At 74.7% G+C, this 19,340-nt stretch carries 16 protein-coding genes; 6 read left to right on the top strand and 10 right to left on the bottom strand.

The window, feature by feature from the left end; translation table 11 throughout:
- Positions 1 to 124 precede the first annotated feature (124 nt).
- Both GCU69_RS07795 and GCU69_RS07790 read right to left on the bottom strand, forming a co-directional pair.
- Entirely contained in the window at positions 125 to 1,810 is a 1,686-nt protein-coding gene (locus tag GCU69_RS07795; RefSeq protein ID WP_098750584.1) for a DUF885 domain-containing protein, read from the bottom strand.
- 87 nt (positions 1,811 to 1,897) lie between these two features.
- Positions 1,898 to 2,371 carry an Lrp/AsnC family transcriptional regulator gene (locus GCU69_RS07790; RefSeq protein WP_098750583.1) on the bottom strand — a complete coding sequence of 158 codons (474 nt, stop codon included), beginning with the start codon at positions 2,369 to 2,371 and terminating at the stop codon, positions 1,898 to 1,900.
- A gap of 61 nt (positions 2,372 to 2,432) precedes the next feature.
- Here GCU69_RS07790 and GCU69_RS07785 point away from each other — a divergent pair, with 61 nt between their 5' ends.
- Positions 2,433 to 3,662 carry a trans-sulfuration enzyme family protein gene (locus GCU69_RS07785; protein WP_235978308.1) on the top strand — a complete coding sequence of 410 codons (1,230 nt, stop codon included), beginning with the start codon at positions 2,433 to 2,435 and terminating at the stop codon, positions 3,660 to 3,662.
- On the opposite strand, the gene GCU69_RS07780 is transcribed toward GCU69_RS07785, so the two are convergent.
- The 4 genes from GCU69_RS07780 to GCU69_RS07765 form a co-directional block, all read right to left on the bottom strand.
- On the bottom strand, positions 3,571 to 5,028 hold the full coding sequence (locus tag GCU69_RS07780; RefSeq protein WP_098750581.1) for a GNAT family N-acetyltransferase: 1,458 nt from the start codon (positions 5,026 to 5,028) through the stop codon (positions 3,571 to 3,573). The two genes, GCU69_RS07785 and GCU69_RS07780, sit on opposite strands and share 92 nt — an antisense overlap.
- Before the next feature lie 136 nt (positions 5,029 to 5,164).
- Complete coding sequence (locus GCU69_RS07775; RefSeq protein WP_156205496.1) at positions 5,165 to 6,751, bottom strand: alkaline phosphatase D family protein; 1,587 nt, start codon at positions 6,749 to 6,751, stop codon at positions 5,165 to 5,167.
- 222 nt (positions 6,752 to 6,973) lie between these two features.
- Positions 6,974 to 7,807, bottom strand: coding sequence for an alpha/beta fold hydrolase (locus GCU69_RS07770; RefSeq protein WP_098750579.1), 834 nt, complete (start codon positions 7,805 to 7,807; stop codon positions 6,974 to 6,976).
- A 125-nt stretch (positions 7,808 to 7,932) separates the two neighbouring features.
- Complete coding sequence (locus GCU69_RS07765) at positions 7,933 to 8,679, bottom strand: SDR family oxidoreductase (protein WP_098750578.1); 747 nt, start codon at positions 8,677 to 8,679, stop codon at positions 7,933 to 7,935.
- A gap of 196 nt (positions 8,680 to 8,875) precedes the next feature.
- On the opposite strand from GCU69_RS07765, the gene GCU69_RS07760 reads away from it, so the two are divergent.
- Entirely contained in the window at positions 8,876 to 9,643 is a 768-nt protein-coding gene (locus GCU69_RS07760) for a GntR family transcriptional regulator (protein ID WP_156205495.1), read from the top strand.
- Between the two features lie 316 nt (positions 9,644 to 9,959).
- Complete coding sequence (locus GCU69_RS07755; RefSeq protein WP_156205494.1) at positions 9,960 to 12,290, top strand: beta-L-arabinofuranosidase domain-containing protein; 2,331 nt, start codon at positions 9,960 to 9,962, stop codon at positions 12,288 to 12,290.
- A gap of 53 nt (positions 12,291 to 12,343) precedes the next feature.
- Here GCU69_RS07755 and GCU69_RS07750 read toward each other — a convergent pair whose 3' ends face one another.
- Positions 12,344 to 13,198 (bottom strand): helix-turn-helix domain-containing protein, encoded by an 855-nt coding sequence (locus GCU69_RS07750; protein ID WP_098750649.1) that lies wholly within the window; start codon positions 13,196 to 13,198, stop codon positions 12,344 to 12,346.
- A gap of 151 nt (positions 13,199 to 13,349) precedes the next feature.
- Between GCU69_RS07750 and GCU69_RS07745 the strand changes: the two genes are divergently transcribed.
- On the top strand, positions 13,350 to 13,958 hold the full coding sequence (locus GCU69_RS07745) for an NADPH-dependent FMN reductase (RefSeq protein WP_098750575.1): 609 nt from the start codon (positions 13,350 to 13,352) through the stop codon (positions 13,956 to 13,958).
- A gap of 218 nt (positions 13,959 to 14,176) precedes the next feature.
- Here GCU69_RS07745 and GCU69_RS07740 read toward each other — a convergent pair whose 3' ends face one another.
- From GCU69_RS07740 to GCU69_RS07730, 3 genes are all read right to left on the bottom strand, one after another.
- A complete protein-coding gene (locus GCU69_RS07740; protein WP_156205493.1) occupies positions 14,177 to 15,352 on the bottom strand; it encodes an ROK family protein in 1,176 nt (391 codons plus the stop codon).
- Positions 15,353 to 15,748: 396 nt separating this feature from the next.
- Positions 15,749 to 16,405, bottom strand: a complete 657-nt coding sequence (locus GCU69_RS07735; RefSeq protein WP_235978306.1) for a response regulator transcription factor — start codon at positions 16,403 to 16,405, stop codon at positions 15,749 to 15,751.
- Positions 16,406 to 16,433: 28 nt separating this feature from the next.
- Entirely contained in the window at positions 16,434 to 17,666 is a 1,233-nt protein-coding gene (locus tag GCU69_RS07730) for a sensor histidine kinase (protein ID WP_156205492.1), read from the bottom strand.
- 108 nt (positions 17,667 to 17,774) lie between these two features.
- On the opposite strand from GCU69_RS07730, the gene GCU69_RS07725 reads away from it, so the two are divergent.
- Together GCU69_RS07725 and GCU69_RS07720 are read left to right on the top strand one after the other, a co-directional pair.
- Positions 17,775 to 18,632, top strand: coding sequence for an ABC transporter ATP-binding protein (locus GCU69_RS07725; RefSeq protein ID WP_156205491.1), 858 nt, complete (start codon positions 17,775 to 17,777; stop codon positions 18,630 to 18,632).
- A gap of 3 nt (positions 18,633 to 18,635) precedes the next feature.
- On the top strand, positions 18,636 to 19,340 hold a 705-nt coding region (locus tag GCU69_RS07720; protein ID WP_156205490.1), incomplete at its 3' end, for an ABC transporter permease.

The raw sequence follows: 19,340 nt of genomic DNA, 5'->3' as shown, positions 1-19,340 counted from the left end.
GGTGGCGCGGGCGCACGAGCGGTGGGCGCACGAGCGGTGGAGGCACGAGCGGTGGTGGCGCGGGACGCGGCCGGGGCGGAGGCGGGCCCGCGGCCGCGGCCGGGCCCCCTCCGCGGGCACACGGTCACAGCCGCGCGAGTTCCTCCTCCAGATCGTCCAGGCCCAGCGATCCCAGCGACAGGGCCGCCATGTGCCACCGCTTCAGGTCGAAGGAGTCCCCGTGCGCGGCGCGGGCCGCGTCACGCCCCCGCAGCCAGGCCCGCTCGCCGAGCTTGTAGCCGATGGCCTGCCCCGGCAGCCCCTGGTAACGGACCAGTTCGCTCGCCACGAAGTCGTCGGGCCGCCCGCAGTGCTGCCGGAAGAACTCCTCGGCCAGCTCCGGCGTCCAGCGCTCACCGGGACGGAACGGGGAGTTTGCGGGGATCTCCAGCTCCAGGTGCATGCCGATGTCGACGATGACGCGCAGCGCCCGCATCATCTGGGCGTCGAGATAGCCGATGCGGCGCTCGGCGTCCGCGAGGAAGCCGAGTTCGTCCATCAGCCGCTCCGCGTAGAGCGCCCAGCCCTCGCAGTTGGCGCTCACCTGGCCGACCGTCGCCTGGTAGCGGGAGAGCCGGTCCGCGACGTACACCCACTGCGCGAGCTGGAGGTGATGCCCCGGCACGCCCTCGTGGTACCAGGTGGAGACCAGGTCGTAGACGGGGAAACGGTTCTCCCCCATGTCCGGCAGCCAGGTCCGGCCCGGGCGGGAGAAGTCCATCGACGGAGAGGTGTAGTACGGGGCGGCGGCGCTGCCGGGCGGGGCGAGGCGGGACTCCACGCGCTTGACCGGCGCGGCCAGGTCGAAGTGCGTGCCGTCCAGGGCCTCGATGGCCTCGTCCATGACCTCCTGCAGCCAGGCGCGGGTCTCCTCGGCCCCCTCGATGTGCCTGCCGTGCCGGTCGAGGTGGGCGATCGCCTCCCAGGGCGTGGCCGCGCCGGGCAGGATCTTCTCCGCCTCCTCGCGCATCTCGGCCAGCAGCCGGTGGAATTCCGACCAGCCGTAGGCGTACGCCTCGTCCAGGTCCAGATCGGTGCCGTTGAAATAGCGGGACCAGCGGGCGTACCGCTCCCGGCCCACGGTGTTCGGGGAACCCTCGACCGCCGGGCCGTAGGTGTCCCGCAGCCAGTCCCGCAGATCGGCGAAGGCGCCGGTCGCGACGGCGGCCGCGGTGTCCAGCTCGCTGCGCAGCTCCGCGGGTCCGTCCGCGGTGAACTCGGCGAACCAGCTGCGGTCCGTGCCGATCCACGCGTCCAGCTGGCCGATCACGGTGACGACCTGGCGCGGGCCGGCGGGCAGCTTGCGTTCCAGTCCCTCGGCCAGCGAGGCGCGGTATCCGGCGAGCGCGGCGGGGACCGCCCGCAGCCGCCGCGCGACGGCTGCCCAGTCCTCGGTGGTCTCCGTCGGGTTGAGCGTCAGCGCGCCGCGGATGTCGTGGGCCGGCGAGCTGAGGTTGCCGATCCGGCGCAGGCCCTCCTCGGCGTCGTGCACGGCGAGTTCGGCGGTCAGCCGCTCCCGCAGCAGCCGCGCGCAGCGGCGCTCCGCGTCGGTGTCGGCGCCCGGACGGGCCTCCGCCCCGGCCAGCCGGTCCAGCGTGTCACGGGCCAGGTCCGCGACGGCCCGCTGTCCGTCGGGGGAGAAGTCCGGCAGCCGGCCGGCGCTCTCGGGGACACCCAGGTAGGTGCCGGTGATCGGGTCGAGTTCGATCAGGGCGTCGACGTAACGGTCGGCGACCTGCCGGGGCAGGGGGGTGCTGGTGGTATCCGACATGCCGCCATCCTCGTACGACAGGGGGCGCCGCGTCACCACCGTTCCGGCTGATGATCCTGAGCGGGTTCCCCGGGGCCGCGGCGGCGCTCAGCCCGGAGGCAGCAACGGACCGCACTCCCACTGCTGGAAGATCAGCCGGGTCTCCACCCGGGCCACCTCCCGGCGCGAGGTGAACTCGTCCAGCACCAGCCGCTGGAGATCGGCCGTGCCCGCCACCGCGACATGCACCAGATAGTCGTCCGGGCCGGTCAGATGGAACACCGACCGGGACTCCGGCAGCGCCCGGATCCGTTCGACGAACGGCCCGACCAGCTCCCGCCGGTGCGGCCGGACCTGCACCAGCAGCAGGGCCTCCAGCCCGCGCCCGAGCCTGGCCGGGTCGAGCCGCAGCTCGTTGCCGAGGATCACGCCCGAGCGGCGCAGCCGGGCCACCCGGTCCAGGCAGGTGGACGGCGCGACCCCGACCTCCGCGGCCAGCTCGCGGTACGTCGTCCGGGCGTCGTTCTGCAACAGCCGCAGAATCTGCAGGTCCACCGGATCCAAATCCACCGAATCGGGCATCTGCCGAACGTAGCACGGAAGATCGCGGGACCGGCCCGTGGGTTGTTCAGCATCGATGTCCATGGAGACGACAGCGGGGCAGACGCCGCCCACCCGGAGGTCCCTGTTCACCGATGCCGTGCACGCCGGCCGCGAAGACCTCGCCGGCCTCGGCCTGCACGCGCCGCCGCTCGACCTGTCCACCACCTATCCGTCGTACGACAGCCGGGCCGAGGCCGCCCGGATCGACGCCTTCGCCACCACCGGCGAGCGCCCCGACGGGCCGCCCGTGTACGCCCGCCTGGACAACCCCACCACCGCCCGCTTCGAGACGGCGCTCGCCCGGCTGGAGGGCACCGGGAGCGCCGTGGCCTTCGCCAGCGGCATGGCCGCCCTCACCGCCTGCCTGCTGGTGCGCAACAGCGCGGGGCTGCGCCACGTGGTCGCCGTGCGGCCGCTGTACGGGTGCAGCGACCACCTGCTGACCGCGGGGCTGCTCGGCAACGAGGTGACCTGGGTGGACCCGGCGGGCATCGCCGACGCGATCCGCCCCGACACCGGGCTGGTCATGGTCGAGACACCGGCCAACCCGACCCTCGCCGAACTGGACCTCGCGGCCGTCGCGCACGCCTGCGGCGAGGTGCCGCTGCTCGCCGACAACACCTTCGCCACCCCGGTGCTCCAGCGGCCCGCCGAGCGCGGCGCGCGGATCGTGCTGCACAGCGCGACCAAGTACCTCGGCGGGCACGGCGACGTCCTCGGCGGTGTGGTGGCCTGCGACGAGGAGTTCGCGCGGAAGCTGCGGCAGGTGCGCTTCGCCACCGGGGGAGTGTTGCACCCGCTGGCCGGCTATCTGCTGCTGCGCGGCCTGTCGACCCTGCCGGTGCGGATGCGGGCCGCCTCGGCGACCGCGGCGGAGCTGGCGGACCGGCTGGCCGCCGATCCGCGGGTGGCGCGCGTCCACTACCCGAAGCTGGGCGGCGCGATGGTCGCCTTCGAGGTGCTCGGAGACCCGCACGAGGTGATCGCCGGGGTGCGGTTGATCACCCCGGCGGTCAGCCTCGGCAGCGTCGACACGCTCATCCAGCACCCGGCGTCGATCAGCCACCGCATCGTCGGGGAGGGCGACCGGCACGCCTCGGGCGTCGGTGACCGGCTGCTGCGGATGTCGGTCGGCCTGGAGGACGCGGAGGACCTGTGGGCGGACCTGGACCGCGCGCTCAGCTCCGCGCGGCCCGCGGCGGCCGGGGAGCGGCCGCGGACACGGCCGGCACCCGGGGCAGGGGCGGCGTCCGGCCGAGCCGGGCGGTGATCACGAGGGTGCCCTCCTCGACCTGGTAGTCCAGCGGCAGGCCCAGGCCGCGCATGGCCGCGACCATGCCGGTGTTGTGGGACTGGGTGACGGCGTAGACGCTGTCCGTCCCGGCCTCGCCCGCGAGGGCGACCAGCCGCCGCAGCAGCTCGGCGCCGATGCCGCGGCGCTGCCAGGCGTCCTCGACGAGCAGCGCGATCTCGCTCTCGTCGCCGTCCCACAGCAGATGGCCCAGGGCGACCAGGCGGCCGGACGCGGTCCGCACGGCCAGCGTCCGGCCGAACCGGGGGCTCAGCAGATGCTCGAGATAGCGGTCCGCGTCACCGACCGGGCCGTGGTAGCGCAGCCGCAGGGTCTCGGTGGAGCAGCGGTCGTGCATCTCGCGGGCGGCGGCCGTGTCCCGGGTGTCCGCCCGGCGGACGGTGATCTCGTTGCCCTCGGGCAGGGTCCACACGTCCCGCCCGTGCGGCACCCGCGGGCCGAGCCGCGCGTCCAGCTCGGTCAGGGCCCGGGCGCGGGCGAATTCGGTGGGCGTGAACGGCAGGAACGGCCGCTCGACGGTGATGACACCGCCGGAGGGGTCCGGGAGCCGCAGAACGGTGCCGTCCAGCACACCCTCGGCGGGCACCGGCTCGGGCGGCGGCCCGCCGGCCGGGGAGCGGGCGGGCTGTGAGCGGATCGTGCAGCGGCCCAGCAGCTCACGGAGCGCGAGGGGCAGTTCGGACGCGTCGAGGGCGGTACGGGTGGCGAGGTTCAGCACCCGGGCCGGGGTGTCCACCAGATCGTGGGCGTCGGCGCGCTCGACCCAGGTGTCACGGCCTCCGGCGGCCGCGACGGCGGCGTTGAGCGCGGCCGGCTGAAGCCCGCCGGGGGCGCGCAGCAGGAACTCGTCGACGGTGCCCTCGGTGAGCGGGTGCGTCTGCAGCGTCAGGATGTCGACCCGGTGCCGTGCCAGCGTGGTGCACAGTGCCGCGAGGCTGCCCGGGGTGTCCCGGACGGTGGTCCGCATCCGCCACAGGACCGTGCCGGAGCGCTCCGCCGCGGCGTCCTGCCCGTCGGTGTCCGGTTCCCCGCCGTCCCCGTGGACGCCGCTGTCCGCGCCGGTCCCGGCACCGGCGCGGACGCCCGTATCGGGTGCCGGGGGCGCGTGGCCGTGGCGGTGCGCCCACCAGGTGTGGAATCCGGCCGTGGCGGTCAGCACGACCGCCGAGGTGATCAGCAGCACCGGTCCGTCCGGGCCGTGGACGATCATGTTCGCGATCGCGTCGGCGACCGCGACGGCCGTGAAGAGCGCGGCCAGCTCGACGAGGTCCCGCCGCCAGTGGTGCGGGCGGCGGGACGTCTTCGCGGAAGTCACATCAGTCATGGCACCACGGTGCGGGACCGGTGTTGCCTGATCACGAACGCTCTGTGACCTGTGAGTTAAGAGTGCTATCGGTGGCTACGGTGCCGTATGTCCGTCCGTGTCCCCGCTGCCGGACGCCGCCCGGCCCGCCGGTGCCTCACTCCTGCCCGACCCGGCCCGGCCGCAGCACCTTGGTGAAGAGCACGGCGCCGCCCTCCTCCAGCAGCCGTACGGTCATCTCGCCGCTGCCGCCGTCGATCTCCACCTCGCCGTAGTGCTGGCCACCCTCCAGCGGGGAGACGTTCCCCCGGTCGGGGGCCTTGACGAACTTCCGCTCCGGGCCGAACGTGCCGTCCAGCTCCGACGCCGGGAAGCCGCCCGCGTTGAGCGGGCCCGACACGAACTCCCAGAACGGAGCGAAGTCCTTGAAGGCCGCCCGGGACGGGTCGTAGTGCTGCGCCGACGTGTGGTGCACATCGGCCGTGAGCCACACCGTGCCGGTGATCCGGCGGTGCTTGACGTGCCGCAGCAGCTCGGCGATCTGCAGTTCCCGGCCGAGCGGGGCGCCCGGGTCGCCCTGGGCGACGGCCTCGTAGTCCGCCGCGCCGTCCGGCACCACCAGCCCGAGCGGCATGTCGGCGGCGATCACCTTCCACACCGCGCGGGACCGGGACAACTCCCGCTTCAGCCAGTCCAGCTGACCGGGACCGAGGATGCCCTGTTCGTCGGACGGCTGCCGGCCGGGGGAGTTGGCGTTGCGGTACGTGCGCATGTCCAGCACGAACACGTCCAGCAGCGGCCCGTACCGGACCACCCGGTACATGCGGCCGTCACCGCCGGTCCGCAGCGACGAGACGGGGAAGTACTCGCCGAACGCCTGCCGCGAGCGGGCGGCGAGCACGTCGGCGCTCTTCTCCGTGTAGCGGTCGTCGTCCAGCAGCTCGCCGGGGTACCAGTTGTTCACGACCTCGTGGTCGTCCCACTGCACCACCGAGGGGACCTGGGCGTTGAAGCGGCGGAGGTTGCCGGCCAGCAGGTTGTAGCGGAACGCCCCGCGGTACTCGTCCAGGGTCTCCGCGACCTTCGACTTCTCCTCGGTGGTGACGTTCCGCCACACCCGCCCGTCCGGGAGGGTGACGCTCGGCTCGACGGGGCCGTCGGCGTAGATGGTGTCACCGCTGCACAGGAAGAAGTCCGGGTTGCGGCGGCGCATCTCGTCGAACACCGGGTAGCCGCCGCGATCGGGGTTGATGCCCCAGCCCTGTCCCGCGATGTCACCGGACCACAGGAACCGCACGCCACGGCGCCGCCGGTCCGGGGCGGTGCGGAAGGTCCCGTACACCGGCCGGCTCGTGCGGCGGGGGTCGTCCGGGTCGGCGAGCAGCACCCGGTAGTACACCTGTTCGCCGGCGGGCAGGCCGTGCAGCGGCGTGGTCCCGGTGAAGTCGCTGCCCGGCCCGAGCACCGGGCCGAGCTGCCGGCGCACGGAGCGGAACGACTCCGTGGCCGAGGTCTCGACGATCATCCGGGCCGGGCGGTCCGCGCGCGTCCACACCAGCCCGGACGACGACGTCACGTCGCCGGTCTGCACGCCCCAACCGGCGGACGGCCGCCCGCTGAGGGCCTGCGCCGGAGCGGCGCCACCCGCCAGCCCCGGCACCAGCAGCGCGGCGGAACCGGCCGCACCGCCGCGCAGCACCGCCCGCCGCCCGAACACGCCCGCGTTCCCGGTCTCCCGCTCCATCTGCCGCCTCCAGTCGTCCTGCCGCTCAGTCGGTCCGTCCCGTTGCTACACGAGCCGGCCACCCCGCGTACGAACGGACAGTGAACAACGCGCCAAGCCGGGCGGGAAGGACGCGCGGCGGCGTGGCGTCACCCCCGGCCGTCCGCCGGGCACGGGACGCCGGCACCGTCCTCGGCGCGGCCGTGTCCGTGCCGTGCCGCTCAGGGCCGGGGCGCACCGGCGTCAGTGGCTCCCGTCGAGCAGGACGCGGGCGACCAGCGCCGGGTCGTCGTTCATCGGGACGTGTCCGCAGCCCGTGAGCCGGACCAGCCGGGCGCCCGGGATCGTCTTCTTCGCCCGCACCCCCTGCCGGGGAATCAGCAGCCGGTCGCGGGAGCCCCAGCCGATGGTTACGGGGACGCCGGGCACGTCCTCGGTGAACAGCGTGCCGCGCCCCGCGGCGAGCGTGTCCGCGAACGCGGGCGCGTCCCGCAGCGCCCGGGTCTCGGCGACGGTGGCCGCGGGCGTGCGCCGGCCCGGCCGGGCGTAGATGGTGCTGGTGAGCGCCGCGCGCCCGGCGGCGGACCGGGCCAGCAGCTCGACGGCCGGCAGCGGCAGGGCCCGGGCGCCGGCCCGCATGCCGCGCAGCACCCCGAACGCGTAGCGGCGCTCCGACCCGGTCCAGAAGCCCGCCGGGGAGAGGGCGGTCACCGACCGCGCCCGGCCCGCGTGCCCCAGCCCGAGGGCCAGCAGCCCGCCGAGGGAGTTCCCGGCCACGTGCGGACGCTCGACGCCGAGTTCGGCGCAGAAGGCGGCGAGCACCGGGACCATCCCGGGCACGCCCGGGGACACGCCCTCCGGCAGCGCCGGTGAGCGGCCGAAACCGGGCAGGTCCACGGCGATGACGTCGCGCTCGGGGCTGAGGAGGTCCAGTACCGGCTCCCACGCCTGCCAGTGGTGGCCGATGCCGTGCAGCAGCAGGAGCGGTTCGCCCGCGCCGCGCCGCTCGTACTCGACCGTCACCGGGTGCGCGGCACCGGAGCGGGTGGTGTGGGTGAAGGACAGCGTCGCGGGCATGGGGGTTCCTCGTCGGGGCGGGCGGGGCGGATCCGGAACAGCCAAGAACTACCGCCCGGTAGCCAAGAGTTCAAGGGCGGGTCCGGCGGCCGTTCCGGTCCGCGCGAGAAGAGCGCCCCGCCCGGTCAGAGACCGCCGCTCACGCGCAGCACCGCGCCCGTGGTGTAGGAGGCCTCCGGGGACATCAGCCAGGCCACCGCGCCCGCGACCTCGGACGGCTCGCCGGGACGCCCCATGGGGACGGCGTCCTTCTTCCGCCACGGCCGCTGCGCGTCGCCCATCGTGGCGTGGATGTCGGTGAGGATCATGCCGGGCTGCACCGAGTTGACCCGGATGCCCTCGGCGGCCAGCTCCTTGGCCAGGCCGACCGTCATCGCGTCGACGGCCGCCTTGCTGGCCGCGTAGTGCACGTACTCGCCGGGGCTGCCGAGGGTGGCGCCGCACGAGGAGATGTTGACGATGGCGCCGCCGTGGCCGCCGTGCCGTGTCGACATCGCGCGCACGGCGCGGCGCGCGCAGAGCAGCGCGCCCGTCACATTGACGTCCACCACCCGCCGGATCACCTCGGGCGAGGTGTCGGCGAAGCGGCCGAGCGGGCCGGTCACGCCCGCGTTGTTGACCAGTCCGGTCACCGGGCCCAGCCGCTCGGCGACCGTGTCGAAGGCCGCCCCGACCTGCTCGTCCACGCTGGTGTCCGCGCGCACCGCGACACAGGCGGTGCCCGCGGCCCGCACCGCCGCCGCCGTCTCCTCCGCGGCGTCGTGCGCCTGCTCGTACACGATGCCGACCGCGTGTCCCGCCTCGGCGAGCCGGACGGCCACGGCCGCTCCGATGCCCCGGCTGCCGCCCGTGACCACAGTGACCTGGTCCATGTACCGCTTCCTCTCCTCCGGCTGTCGTCCGAACGGTCCCACATCGTGGATTGGTCTTGACCAAGGGGAGGGGTGGTTCTATCGTCCAGGGATTGGAAGGAACCTTTAATAAACAAGCCCGCAATAACAGGTCCGCCACGCGGCGCGGGCCTGTCGAGGCCATCCCGCTGGGGATGCGGCGATCCCGGAGGACAGGGTGGGGAACACACAGCTCGCATCGGTTCCGGAACCCAAGTACTGGCACCTCAAGACCGTGCTGAGCGAAGCGCTCGATACGGAGTTCGCGGTGGGCGAGGTGCTGCCCAACGAGCGCCAGCTCTCCGCCCGCTTCGGCGTCGCCCGCGCCACCCTCCGGCAGGCCCTGGAGCAGCTGGAGCTGGAGGGCAGGCTGCAGCGCCGCCGCGGCGTCGGGACGACCGTCGCGCCGCCCCGTCTGGGGGTCGCGGTGGGCACGGACCACGGACAGGACCGGCCCGGCACGGACGACGACCTCTGGCAGCCGGTGGACTGCGTGGACGCGGTGCCGCCCGCCGCGGTCGTGCGGCTGCTCGGCAGCGGCTCCGGGGAGACCGTGCACACGGTCCAGCGCACCCGCTCCGCCGACGGCCGCGTCATCGCCGCCGAGCTGCTGTACGTCCCGGCCGCCGCCGTGCCGGGGCTCAGCGCCATCGAACCGCTCGCCGGCGCGGCCCGCGCCCGGGCCGTGCTCCGCGAGTTCCGGCGCCTCGGTCTGGAGGGCCAGGACCGCGCGGTCGAGCTGGGCTCGGCCGGCGCCGAGGACGCCAAGCAGCTCGACCGGCTCCCCGGCGCCCCCGTCCTCGTCGTCACCACCCGCCACTTCGCGGAGGGGCGCACCGCCGCCGTCGGCGTGGCGACCTACCGGGCGGACACCTGCCGGCTCACCTTCGGCGAGAGCGGCGCCGTCCAGGTCACCCCGCAGGGACCGGACCGCCGGGCTTCCTGAGCGGAGCCCCGCCGAGCCAGGTGTCGCGCTGAACGCGCGGCGCCTGGCTCACGCACGTCCGGACCTGCCGGCCGCCAGGCCCGCCCTCGGCCGGTGCTCCGTCCGGCGTCCGCCCGCCCCTTCTCCGGCGCTGTTTTCCGCCAACAGACGCTCGCTCCGCACGGGTTGACCGTGGCGAGCCGAGTCAATACCGTCAACGCCATTCGACCTGCCGGATTGCATTCGAAATATCGAACGCACAGGAGTGGTCGGAGCGATGCCGGCTCGGTGCCGCCATCGGCGCGCATTCGCCTTCCCCGATCGCGAAAGGTGCACCATGTCCCCACCCGTCAGCCGGCGGCGCCTGCTCCGGGCCGCCGGAGCCACGGCCGTCGCCTCCGCAGTCGTCGGTCCCGCCCTCGGGAGCACGCCCGCCCGGGCGGCGGCTCCGGCGGGACGTGCCGCCGTCGAGCCCGCCGCGCACCCCTTTGAACTCGGTCAGGTGCGGCTGACCGCGAGCCGCTGGCTGGACAACGAGAACCGCACGCGGAACTACCTGCGGTTCGTCGACGCCGACCGGCTCCTCTACAACTTCCGCGCCAACCACCGGCTGTCCACCCACGGCGCCGCCTCCAACGGCGGCTGGGACGACCCGGCCTTCCCGTTCCGCACCCACATGCAGGGGCACTTCCTGACGGCGTGGGCGAACGTGTACGCCGTGACGGGGGACACCACCTGCCGGGACAAGGCGGAGCACATGGTGCAGGCGCTGGCCGAGTGCCAGGCCAACAACGGCGCCGCCGGGTTCAGCAGCGGCTATCTGTCGGGATTCCCCGAGTCCGAGTTCGACGACCTCGAGGCGCGCACGCTGACCAACGGCAATGTGCCGTACTACGCCGTTCACAAGACCCTGGCCGGACTGCTCGACGTGTGGCGCCACATGGACAGCACCACGGCCCGCGACGTGCTGCTGGGCCTGGCGGGCTGGGTCGACCGGCGCACCGCCCGGCTGAGCGGACAGCAGATGCAGGCCATGCTGGAGACCGAGTTCGGCGGCATGAACGCCGTGCTGGCGGACCTGCACCGGCAGACCGGCGACGCGCGGTGGCTCGCCGCGGCGCAGCGGTTCGACCACGCCGCGGTGTTCGACCCGCTGGCGGCCGGCCAGGACCGGCTCAGCGGGCTGCACGCCAACACGCAGGTGCCCAAGTGGATCGGCGCCGCCCGCGAGTACCGGGCCACCGGCACCGCCCGCTACCGGGACATCGCCACCAACGCCTGGAACATGTGCGTCGACGCGCACACGTACGCCATCGGCGGCAACAGCCAGGCGGAGCACTTCCGCCCCCCGAACGCCATCGCGGCCCACCTGAACGAGGACACCTGCGAGAGCTGCAACACGTTCAACATGCTCACGCTCACCCGGGAGCTGTTCACGCTCGACCCGGACCGGGCGGCGCTGTTCGACTACTACGAACAGGCGTGGCTGAACCAGATGATCGGCCAGCAGAACCCGGACGACGACCACGGCCACATCACCTACTTCACCCCGCTCAACCCGGGCGGCCGGCGCGGCGTGGGCCCGGCGTGGGGCGGCGGCACCTGGAGCACCGACTACGACAGCTTCTGGTGCTGCCAGGGCACGGGCCTGGAAATGCACACCACGCTGATGGACTCGGTCTACTTCCACGACGACACCACGCTGATCGTGAACCTGTTCGTGCCCTCGGAGCTCGACTGGTCGCAGCGCGGCATCAAGGTCACCCAGACCACGTCGTACCCCGTCGGCGACACCACGACGCTGCGGGTCACCGGCGACGCCGGCGGCACCTGGTCGCTGCGCGTCCGCATCCCGGGCTGGACGGAGGGGGCGACCGTCAGCGTCAACGGCGAGGCGCAGGACATCACCACCACGCCCGGCAGCTACGCCACCCTCAACCGCTCCTGGACGTCCGGCGACACGGTCACCGTCCGCCTGCCCATGCGCGTCGTCGTACGGGCCGCCAACGACGACGCCGGCGTCGCCGCGGTCACCTACGGCCCGGTGGTGCTGTCGGGCGACTACGGCGACACCTCGCTCGGCGCCCTCCCGGTGCTGGACACCTCCTCGGTCACCCGGACCGGCGACGACTCCCTCGCCTTCACCGCCACCGCCGACGGCTCCACCGTCGGCCTGGGCCCGTTCTACGACGCGCACGGCCACAACTACACCGTCTACTGGGATGTCGACGGCCGGGGCGGCGGCGACTCCACGGTCCGCCTCGTCAACGCCGGCAGCGGACTGGTGCTGGGCATCCAGGACATGTCCACGGCCGACGGCGGACGCGCCCTGCAGTGGGAGGACTCGGGGACCGCGGACCACGACTGGGTGATGGTCACCGTCGGGGACGCGGTCAAGTTCCGCAACGCCAACAGCGGCAAGGTGCTCGGCGTGCGCGACATGTCCACGGCGGACGACGCGCACGTCCTGCAGTGGTCGGACAACGGCACCGCCGACCAGCGGTGGACCCTGCTCGACCAGGGAGACGGCACGTACAAGATCCGCAACGGGAACAGCGGCAAGCTCCTCGGCATCGAGAGCGATTCGGCGGCTGTCGGCGCGTTCGCGGTCCAGGACGCCGACGACGGCACCGCCGACAACCGGTGGCGCGTCGTGCGCAACGGCTGAACCGGAACCGTCCGCAGCGGCTCACCGGGTCCCCGGCCGGCCGGCAGGCCCGGTCAGCCGGGGACGGCGCGCAGGGTGCCCGGCCGCTTCCCGTCGAGCCGGTCCAGAGCGGCGGCTGTCGCCTCGTCGGCGGGCAGTTGGACGACGAGACGCGCGTCGTCGTCCACCGGCAGTTCCAGCGTCTCGTACGCCAGCCGCAGCTCGCCCGCCTCCGGATGCAGCAGCCGAGTCACGCCGTTGGCCGGTGCGAGACCCGACACCGTCTCCAGACGCTCGGTGAAGGCCGGTCCCGCGGTGACGGTCAGTTCGTCGAGCAGCGCGGCGATGTGCGGATCCGCCCGGCCGGGGCCCTGCTTGAGCGCGGCGACCTCGGCGTCGGCGACCCGGTCCCAGTCCGGGTAGGCCGTACGCGCCCGGGCGTCGGTGAAGACGTACCGGACGAGACTCGGCGGGCTGCCGTCGAGCAGGCCGACGGGCCCGGCCAGCCGCTCGTAACCCGCGGTCCGGAGCAGGAGTTCGCCCAGCCCGTTGACCAGCACGGCCGGAGCCGGCTCCAGCCGTTCCAGGAGCACGCGCACGGTGGCACGGACCGTACGGACCGGTGCCGCGCCGCCCGCGCAGGTGAACCCGCCCTCGGCCGCCTTGCCGAGCCGGTACAGATGGACCCGTTCACTCGGGGACAGGCGAAGCACCCCGGCCAGCGCGGACAGCACCTGGGGCGACGGCCGGCGGTCCCGGCCCTGTTCCAGCCGGGTCACGTATTCGACGCTGACGCCCGCGAGAGTGGCGAGTTCGGAGCGGCGCAGGCCCGGCGTGCGGCGCCGGGGCCCGGTGGCCAGTCCGGCCGCGGCGGGAGGGACCGCTTCCCGGCGCGCCCGCAGGAACCGGCCCAGCTCGTTGTCTCTCACCGTCAGAACGTAACAGCAGCGGCGCGGCGGCATCGTGGCCCCGGCACTACCAGTCCCGGCGCGGCCTTTCCGGCCCGGGACCGCACCGGCAGGTTGGGGGAGCGGCCCGGGACCGACCGGAGCCGTCCGACACCGTGACAAGGAGTCCACCATGCCCGGGGAAACCCTCGACCTCGCAGTGATCGTCGGCAGTGTCCGGGAGGGCCGCTTCGGGCCCGTGGCCGCCCGGTGGTTCACCGAACAGGCCGAGCGGCACGGCGGATTCCGCGTGAGTGTCGCCGACCTCGCCGACACTCCGCTGCCGGCGGCCCTGCCGCCCGTTCCGCCGGCCGTCGAACCGGACATGCCGCGGCCCGCCGCCATGGCCGGCCTGACCCGGCGGATCGCGGCGGCGGACGCGTTCGTGGTGGTGACGCCGGAGTACAACCGCAGCTTCCCCGCCTCGCTGAAGGCGGCGATCGACTGGCACTGGTCCGAGTGGCGGGCGAAACCGGTCGGTTTCGTCGGCTACAGCGGCGGCGGCAGCGGCGGAGTCCTCGCGATCGAGCAACTGCGCCAGGTCCTCGGCGAACTGCACGCGAGCACCGTCCGCGACTGCGTGACCTTCCCCCGCTACTACGAACTCTTCGCCGATGACGGCACGCTGAAGGAGCCGGAGGGCGCCGAGGCGGCGGCGAAGACGCTCCTCGACCAGCTCGAGTGGTGGGGGACGGCACTGCGGGACGCGCGGCGCCGCCGCCCGTACGCCGACGTGTCCTGAGAACGTCCGCGCCGCGCCGTACCGTCTCGCACAGACCCGCACCGGCGTCCGGCACGGCCGGGCGCGGGTGCGGCGGGCGGCGCGGCCGCTCTCAGTCCCGCCGTGCTGTGCCCCACCGTGCTGTGCCCCACCGTGCTGTGCCCCCCGTGCTGTGCCGTGCCCCACCGTGCTGCGCCCCACCGTGCTGCGCCGTGCCCCGCCGTGCTGCGCCCCGGCGCTCAGCGGCGGGCCGTGACCCTGCCCTCGACCGCGAACAACTGCTCCTCGACATGGTCCAGCGCCAGCCGCAGCGCACCCGTCGCCACCGCCGCGTCGCCGAGCACCGACAGCTCCACCCGGGGCGGGCGCAGACAGTAGCGGGCCAGTTCCTCGCGCAGCGGTACGAGGACGCTGTCCATGCCCGCCGCCCAGCCGCCGACCACGACCAGTTCCGGGTCCAGCGCCAGCACCAGCGCGGCCACGTCGTGCACCAGCCGCCGGACGAACCGCTCCACCGCCTCCCGGGCCCGCGCGTCACCGCCGCGTGCCCGCTCGAACACCCGGGCCACGGCCGCGTCGTCGAGGGGGTGGAGCGGCTGGCCCGGCGTCGACAGCGTCTCCTCGGGCGTGGCCTCGCGGCCCAGCAGGTGCAGCGCCCCGATCTCCCCGGCCGCGCCGCCGTACCCGCGGTGCAGCCGGCCGCCGATGAGCGAGCCCGCCCCGGGGCTCAGCCCGGCCAGCACCACCGCCAGGTCGTCGCAGCCGACCCCGGCGCCCTTCCAGTGCTCGGCGACCGCCGCGGCGTTGGCGTCGTTCTCCACCAGCACCGGACAGCGGAAGGACCGCCGCAGCCGCTGGGCCAGCGGAAGCCCGGTCCAGCCGGGGAGCGCCGTGCACAGCCGTACGGTCCCGTCGGCCTCCACGATGCCCGGCGACCCGACGCCCACGGCCCGCAGCGACCCGCGGGTCACGCCCGCCGCCCGCAGCAGCTCCGGCACCACGGCCCGGACCTGTTCCAGCCGCTCGTCGGCCGACGCCGACTCCGGCACCGCCCGCACGGTCGAACCGAGCATTCCGCCCCGCAGATCCGACAGCAGGGCCGCGACCCGGTGCGAGCCGATCTCGACGCCCAGCAGATGCCCGGCCTCGGCGCGGAAGCGGAACCGCCTGGCCGGGCGGCCCTGCCGGCGCGTCCCGCCCTCCCCGGGCTCGGCGGCGAGCACGAGCCCCGCCGCGATCAGCCCTTCCACGACGCCCTCGACCGTGGGCCGCGACAAGCCCGTCAGCCGGACGAGGTCCGTCAGGGTGGGCGCCTCCGCACCGGGCCCGTCACGACTGTCGCGGAGCGCCTGGAGCACCACCGCGGAGTTGATGCGTCGCAGCAGGGACGGGTCCCCGCCGGTGAGCCGCCCCAACGCGACCTCCTCACTGTCCGTGTGGCCCGGATGATAGCCGCAGCCGGAGCGTCCGGGACCACCGAGGCGGCCGGGCGGGCGGCGCGCCCGGGCGGGCCCGGGTCCGGCGGTTGCGTCCGGGGGGCCGACACGCGCCCGCACGCACCTGCACGCGCCTGGAGCCGGCCGGGTCTCGCGCACCCGGCGCTCCCGCCGTCGTCCTCGTCCTCGGACTCCCGGTCGCCGTCCCGCGATCCGGCCGGGCGGGCGGGTCTTCCCGCGGTTCGGCCGGGCGGCAGCCGGTGGCCCGTGCGGTCGTTCCCGCGTTCCTCCGGAAAGCACGGGGCGAGGCCGCCGGCACGGCAGCCGCTCTGCCGTCCGCGGGATCCGCGGCGGGCTCTCAGGCGCCGGGCACCGTCAGCCCGGGGTGACGAAACCGGACTCATAGGCGGCGATCACCGCCTGGGTGCGGTCCCGGGCGCCCAGCTTCGCCAGCACCGCGCTCACATGGGACTTCACCGTCTCCGTGCCGAGCAGCAGCTCCGCCGCGATCTCCGCGTTCGACAGACCCCGGGCCATCAGCCGCAGCACCTCGCCCTCCCGGCCGGTGAGACCCGCCCGTGCCACCGCCGCACGCGCCCGGTCGTTTCCGTACGAGGCGGCGAGGGAGCGCAGGGCGGCGGGGAACAGCAGCGACTCGCCGGACGCCACCACCCGCACGGCGTGCACGATCTCGGCGGGCCGGGCACGCTTCAGGAGGAAACCGTCGGCTCCGGCGCGCAGGGCGTCGTAGACGTACGCGTCGTTCTCGAAGGTCGTGATCACGAGGATCCGGGGCGGGTCGGGAACGGAGCGCAGCACCAGCCGCGTCGCCTCGATGCCGTCCATCAGCGGCATCCGCACATCCATGGCGACCACGTCCGGGCGCAGACCGCGCACCAGCGGCAGCACCGCGGCCCCGTCGCCCGCCTCACCGGTCACCTCGATGTCCGGCTGCGCCTCGAGCACGGCGCGCAGGCCCGCGCGCACGAGCGGTTCGTCGTCGACGAGGAGGACGGTCAGGTGTTCGGCCACGCGCTCAGCCTAGGCCGGGGCCGGGCGGTCACGGGCCCGGCCGCTCGGCCGGCAGCAGGGCGTGCACCCGCCAGCCGCCGTCGTACGGACCGGTGTGCGCCGTACCGCCGAGCAGCACGGCACGCTCCCGGATGCCGCACAGACCGCGCCCGCCGTCCGCCGCCGTCCGGGCCCCTTCCGGCACCGGGTTGCGGACGTCGAGTTCCAGCGCCGCCCGGTCGTAGGCGATCCGCACGCTCACGCGCACCCGCGGGCCCGCGTGCCGCAGGGCGTTCGTCAGCGCCTCCTGCACGATCCGGTACCCCTCCCGGGACACCGGGCCCGGCACCTCGGTCACCGGCCCCGACAACTCCACGTCCACCTCGGCGCCCGACGCCCGCGCGGACTCCACCAGCCGGCCCGCGTCGGCCACCTTCGGCCGGTCCGCGGCCCTGCCGTCGCCGCCCTCGCGCAGCAGCCGCAGCACCCGCTCCAGGTCCTCCAGGGCCCGCCGCCCGGTGTCCTCGATCGCGTCCAGCGCCCGGTCGGTGAATTCCGGGGAACCCGCGGCGCGCGCCGCGCCCGCCTGCACCACGGAGACCGTCAGGGCGTGCCCGATGGAGTCGTGCAGCTCCCGCGCCAGCCGGTTGTGCTCCAGCAGCCGCTCGGTGCGCTCCTCCAGCGCGGCCAGTTTCTCCGCCGGGGACGGCCCGAGGAGCCGCCGGGCGGCGGCGGTCATGGCGGCGCCCCCGCCCACCACCACGGCCGCGAGCACGAGCAGCGGGAGGGGGGCGAGCAGCGCGTACGACCAGTGGTGCCCGGCCGGAGCCAGTGGCAGTTCGTCGTCCGGGGCGGTGCCCGACGCGGCCGCCAGCAGCGAGAAGGTCAGGGCCGGCGCCTGTACGGACAGCAGCGCGACGGCCAGTCCGGCCTCGGCACGCAGCACGAGCCACAGGGCGGTCCGACGGCGGTCCCGCCAGGACGCCGCGCGCGCCACCGCGATCCCCGACCGGAGGTCTTCCCGTTCGTGCCGGACGAGTTGACCGGGGACCAGCAGCAACCGGGCCTGGAGTCCTTCGGCCAGGCGCACCCCCGGCACCGCTGCCGCGAGCAGCAGCACCGGCACGGGCGACAGCATCAGCTCGATCCAGTACACCGGCCCCGAGCCCTCGAAGCCGGGATAGACCATGGAGCACACGGCGACGAAGACGGCACCGGACAGCAGATGCAGCCACCGGGTGTATGTGACCGTACGGGTCAGCGGGCTGAGGAGCGCGGGCATGCCGTCATCGTCGCAGCAGGGCGCGGCGGTGTGCTCCCCCGCGCGGGGGAGGCCCAACCCGCCTGCGGGGGAGGCCCCGCGGCCGCCCCGGAGGCGAGGGTCGGTGGCATGACCTCCATCGACGTACACGATCTGACGAAGGACTACGGCGGCACGCGGGCCGTGGACGGCGTCAGCTTCCGCGTGCTGCCCGGCCGTGTCACCGGTTTCCTCGGGCCCAACGGCGCGGGCAAGTCGACGACGCTGCGCGTCGTGCTGGGCCTGGACCGGCCGACGTCCGGCGGCGCGACGCTCGGCGGACGGCCGTACCGGTCGCTGGACGCGCCGCTGCGGCACGCCGGAGCGCTGCTCGACGCCGCCGCGGCGCACGGCGGACGTACCGCCCGCGACCATCTGCTGATCCTGGCGCACAGCAACCGGATCCCCGCCGCGCGCGTGACGGAGGTGCTGGCCGAGTCGGGTCTGGAGAGCGTCGCACGGCACCGGATCCGGACCTTCTCCCTGGGCATGCGGCAGCGGCTGGGCGTCGCGGCCGCGCTGCTCGGCGATCCGCCGGTGCTGATCCTCGACGAACCCGCCAACGGGCTCGATCCGGAGGGCATCGTGTGGATCCGCGGCCTGATGCGGCGGCTGGCCGGGGAGGGCCGCACCGTCCTCGTCTCCAGCCATCTGATGACGGAGACGGCGCTGGCCGCGGACCACCTCGTCGTCCTGGGCCGCGGACGGCTGCTGGCCGACGCCCCCATGGCGGACTTCGTCGGCGGCCACGCCTCGCTGGAGGACGCCTACCTCCGGCTGACGGCCGGCGCCGCGCCGTTCTCCGCCCGGACCGGGACGCCGCCGTCCGTAACGACCGGGACGCCGCCGTCCGCACCCACCGGGCCGCCGGCACCCGCACCGACCGGGACGCCGCGTCCCGGACAGGCCCCGACGCCGGCACCCGCGCCGATCGAAGAGAAGGGCTGAACCGTGCCGTTCACCGCGCTCCTGCACTCCGAGTGGACCAAGATCCGTTCACTGCGCCCGCTCCTCGCCGCGCTCTGCTCCGTGCTCGCCGTCACCGTCGGCGTCACCCTCCTCGCGGGCGCCCCGGACGGCCGGACCGCCGCCCGGGCCACGGGCTTCGATCCCGTGCTGTTCTCCTTCACCGGCTACGCGGCCGGGCAGCTCGCCGCCGTCTGCTTCGGCGTCCTGGCCGTCGGAGCGGAGTACCGGAACGGCGCGGTCCGAGTCTCCCTGACAGCGGTGCCGGACCGGGGCCGCTTCTACGCCGCCAAGCTGGCGGTCGTCGGCGCTCTCACCCTTGTCCTGGGCCTGGTCACCGGGTTCGCCTCCTTCCTGGGCGGACAGGCCGTGCTGGCGGCCGGGGACCGGGCGGGGCTCGGCGAACCCGCGGTGCTGCGCGCCGTGTTCGGGTGCGCCGCCTGCCTCGCGCTGGTGGCTCTCCTGGCGGCGGGCGTCACCGCGCTGCTGCGGAGCACGGTCGGCGCGTTCTCCGTACTGGTACCGCTGCTGGTGCTGGCCGGCCCGGTGCTGGGCACCGACAACGGCTGGGTGCGCCACCTTCCCGGCACGGCCGGCCTGCAGATGATGGAGCAGACCCCGTCGGGCGCGCCGGGGGCGTGGACCGGGCTCGGCGTGGCGGCGCTGTGGTCGGCGGCGGCCGTGCTCGCG

Source organism: Streptomyces lycii (genome assembly GCF_009735685.1).
GTDB lineage: Bacteria > Actinomycetota > Actinomycetes > Streptomycetales > Streptomycetaceae > Streptomyces > Streptomyces lycii.
This window is presented reverse-complemented; position numbering and strand designations above follow the sequence as displayed.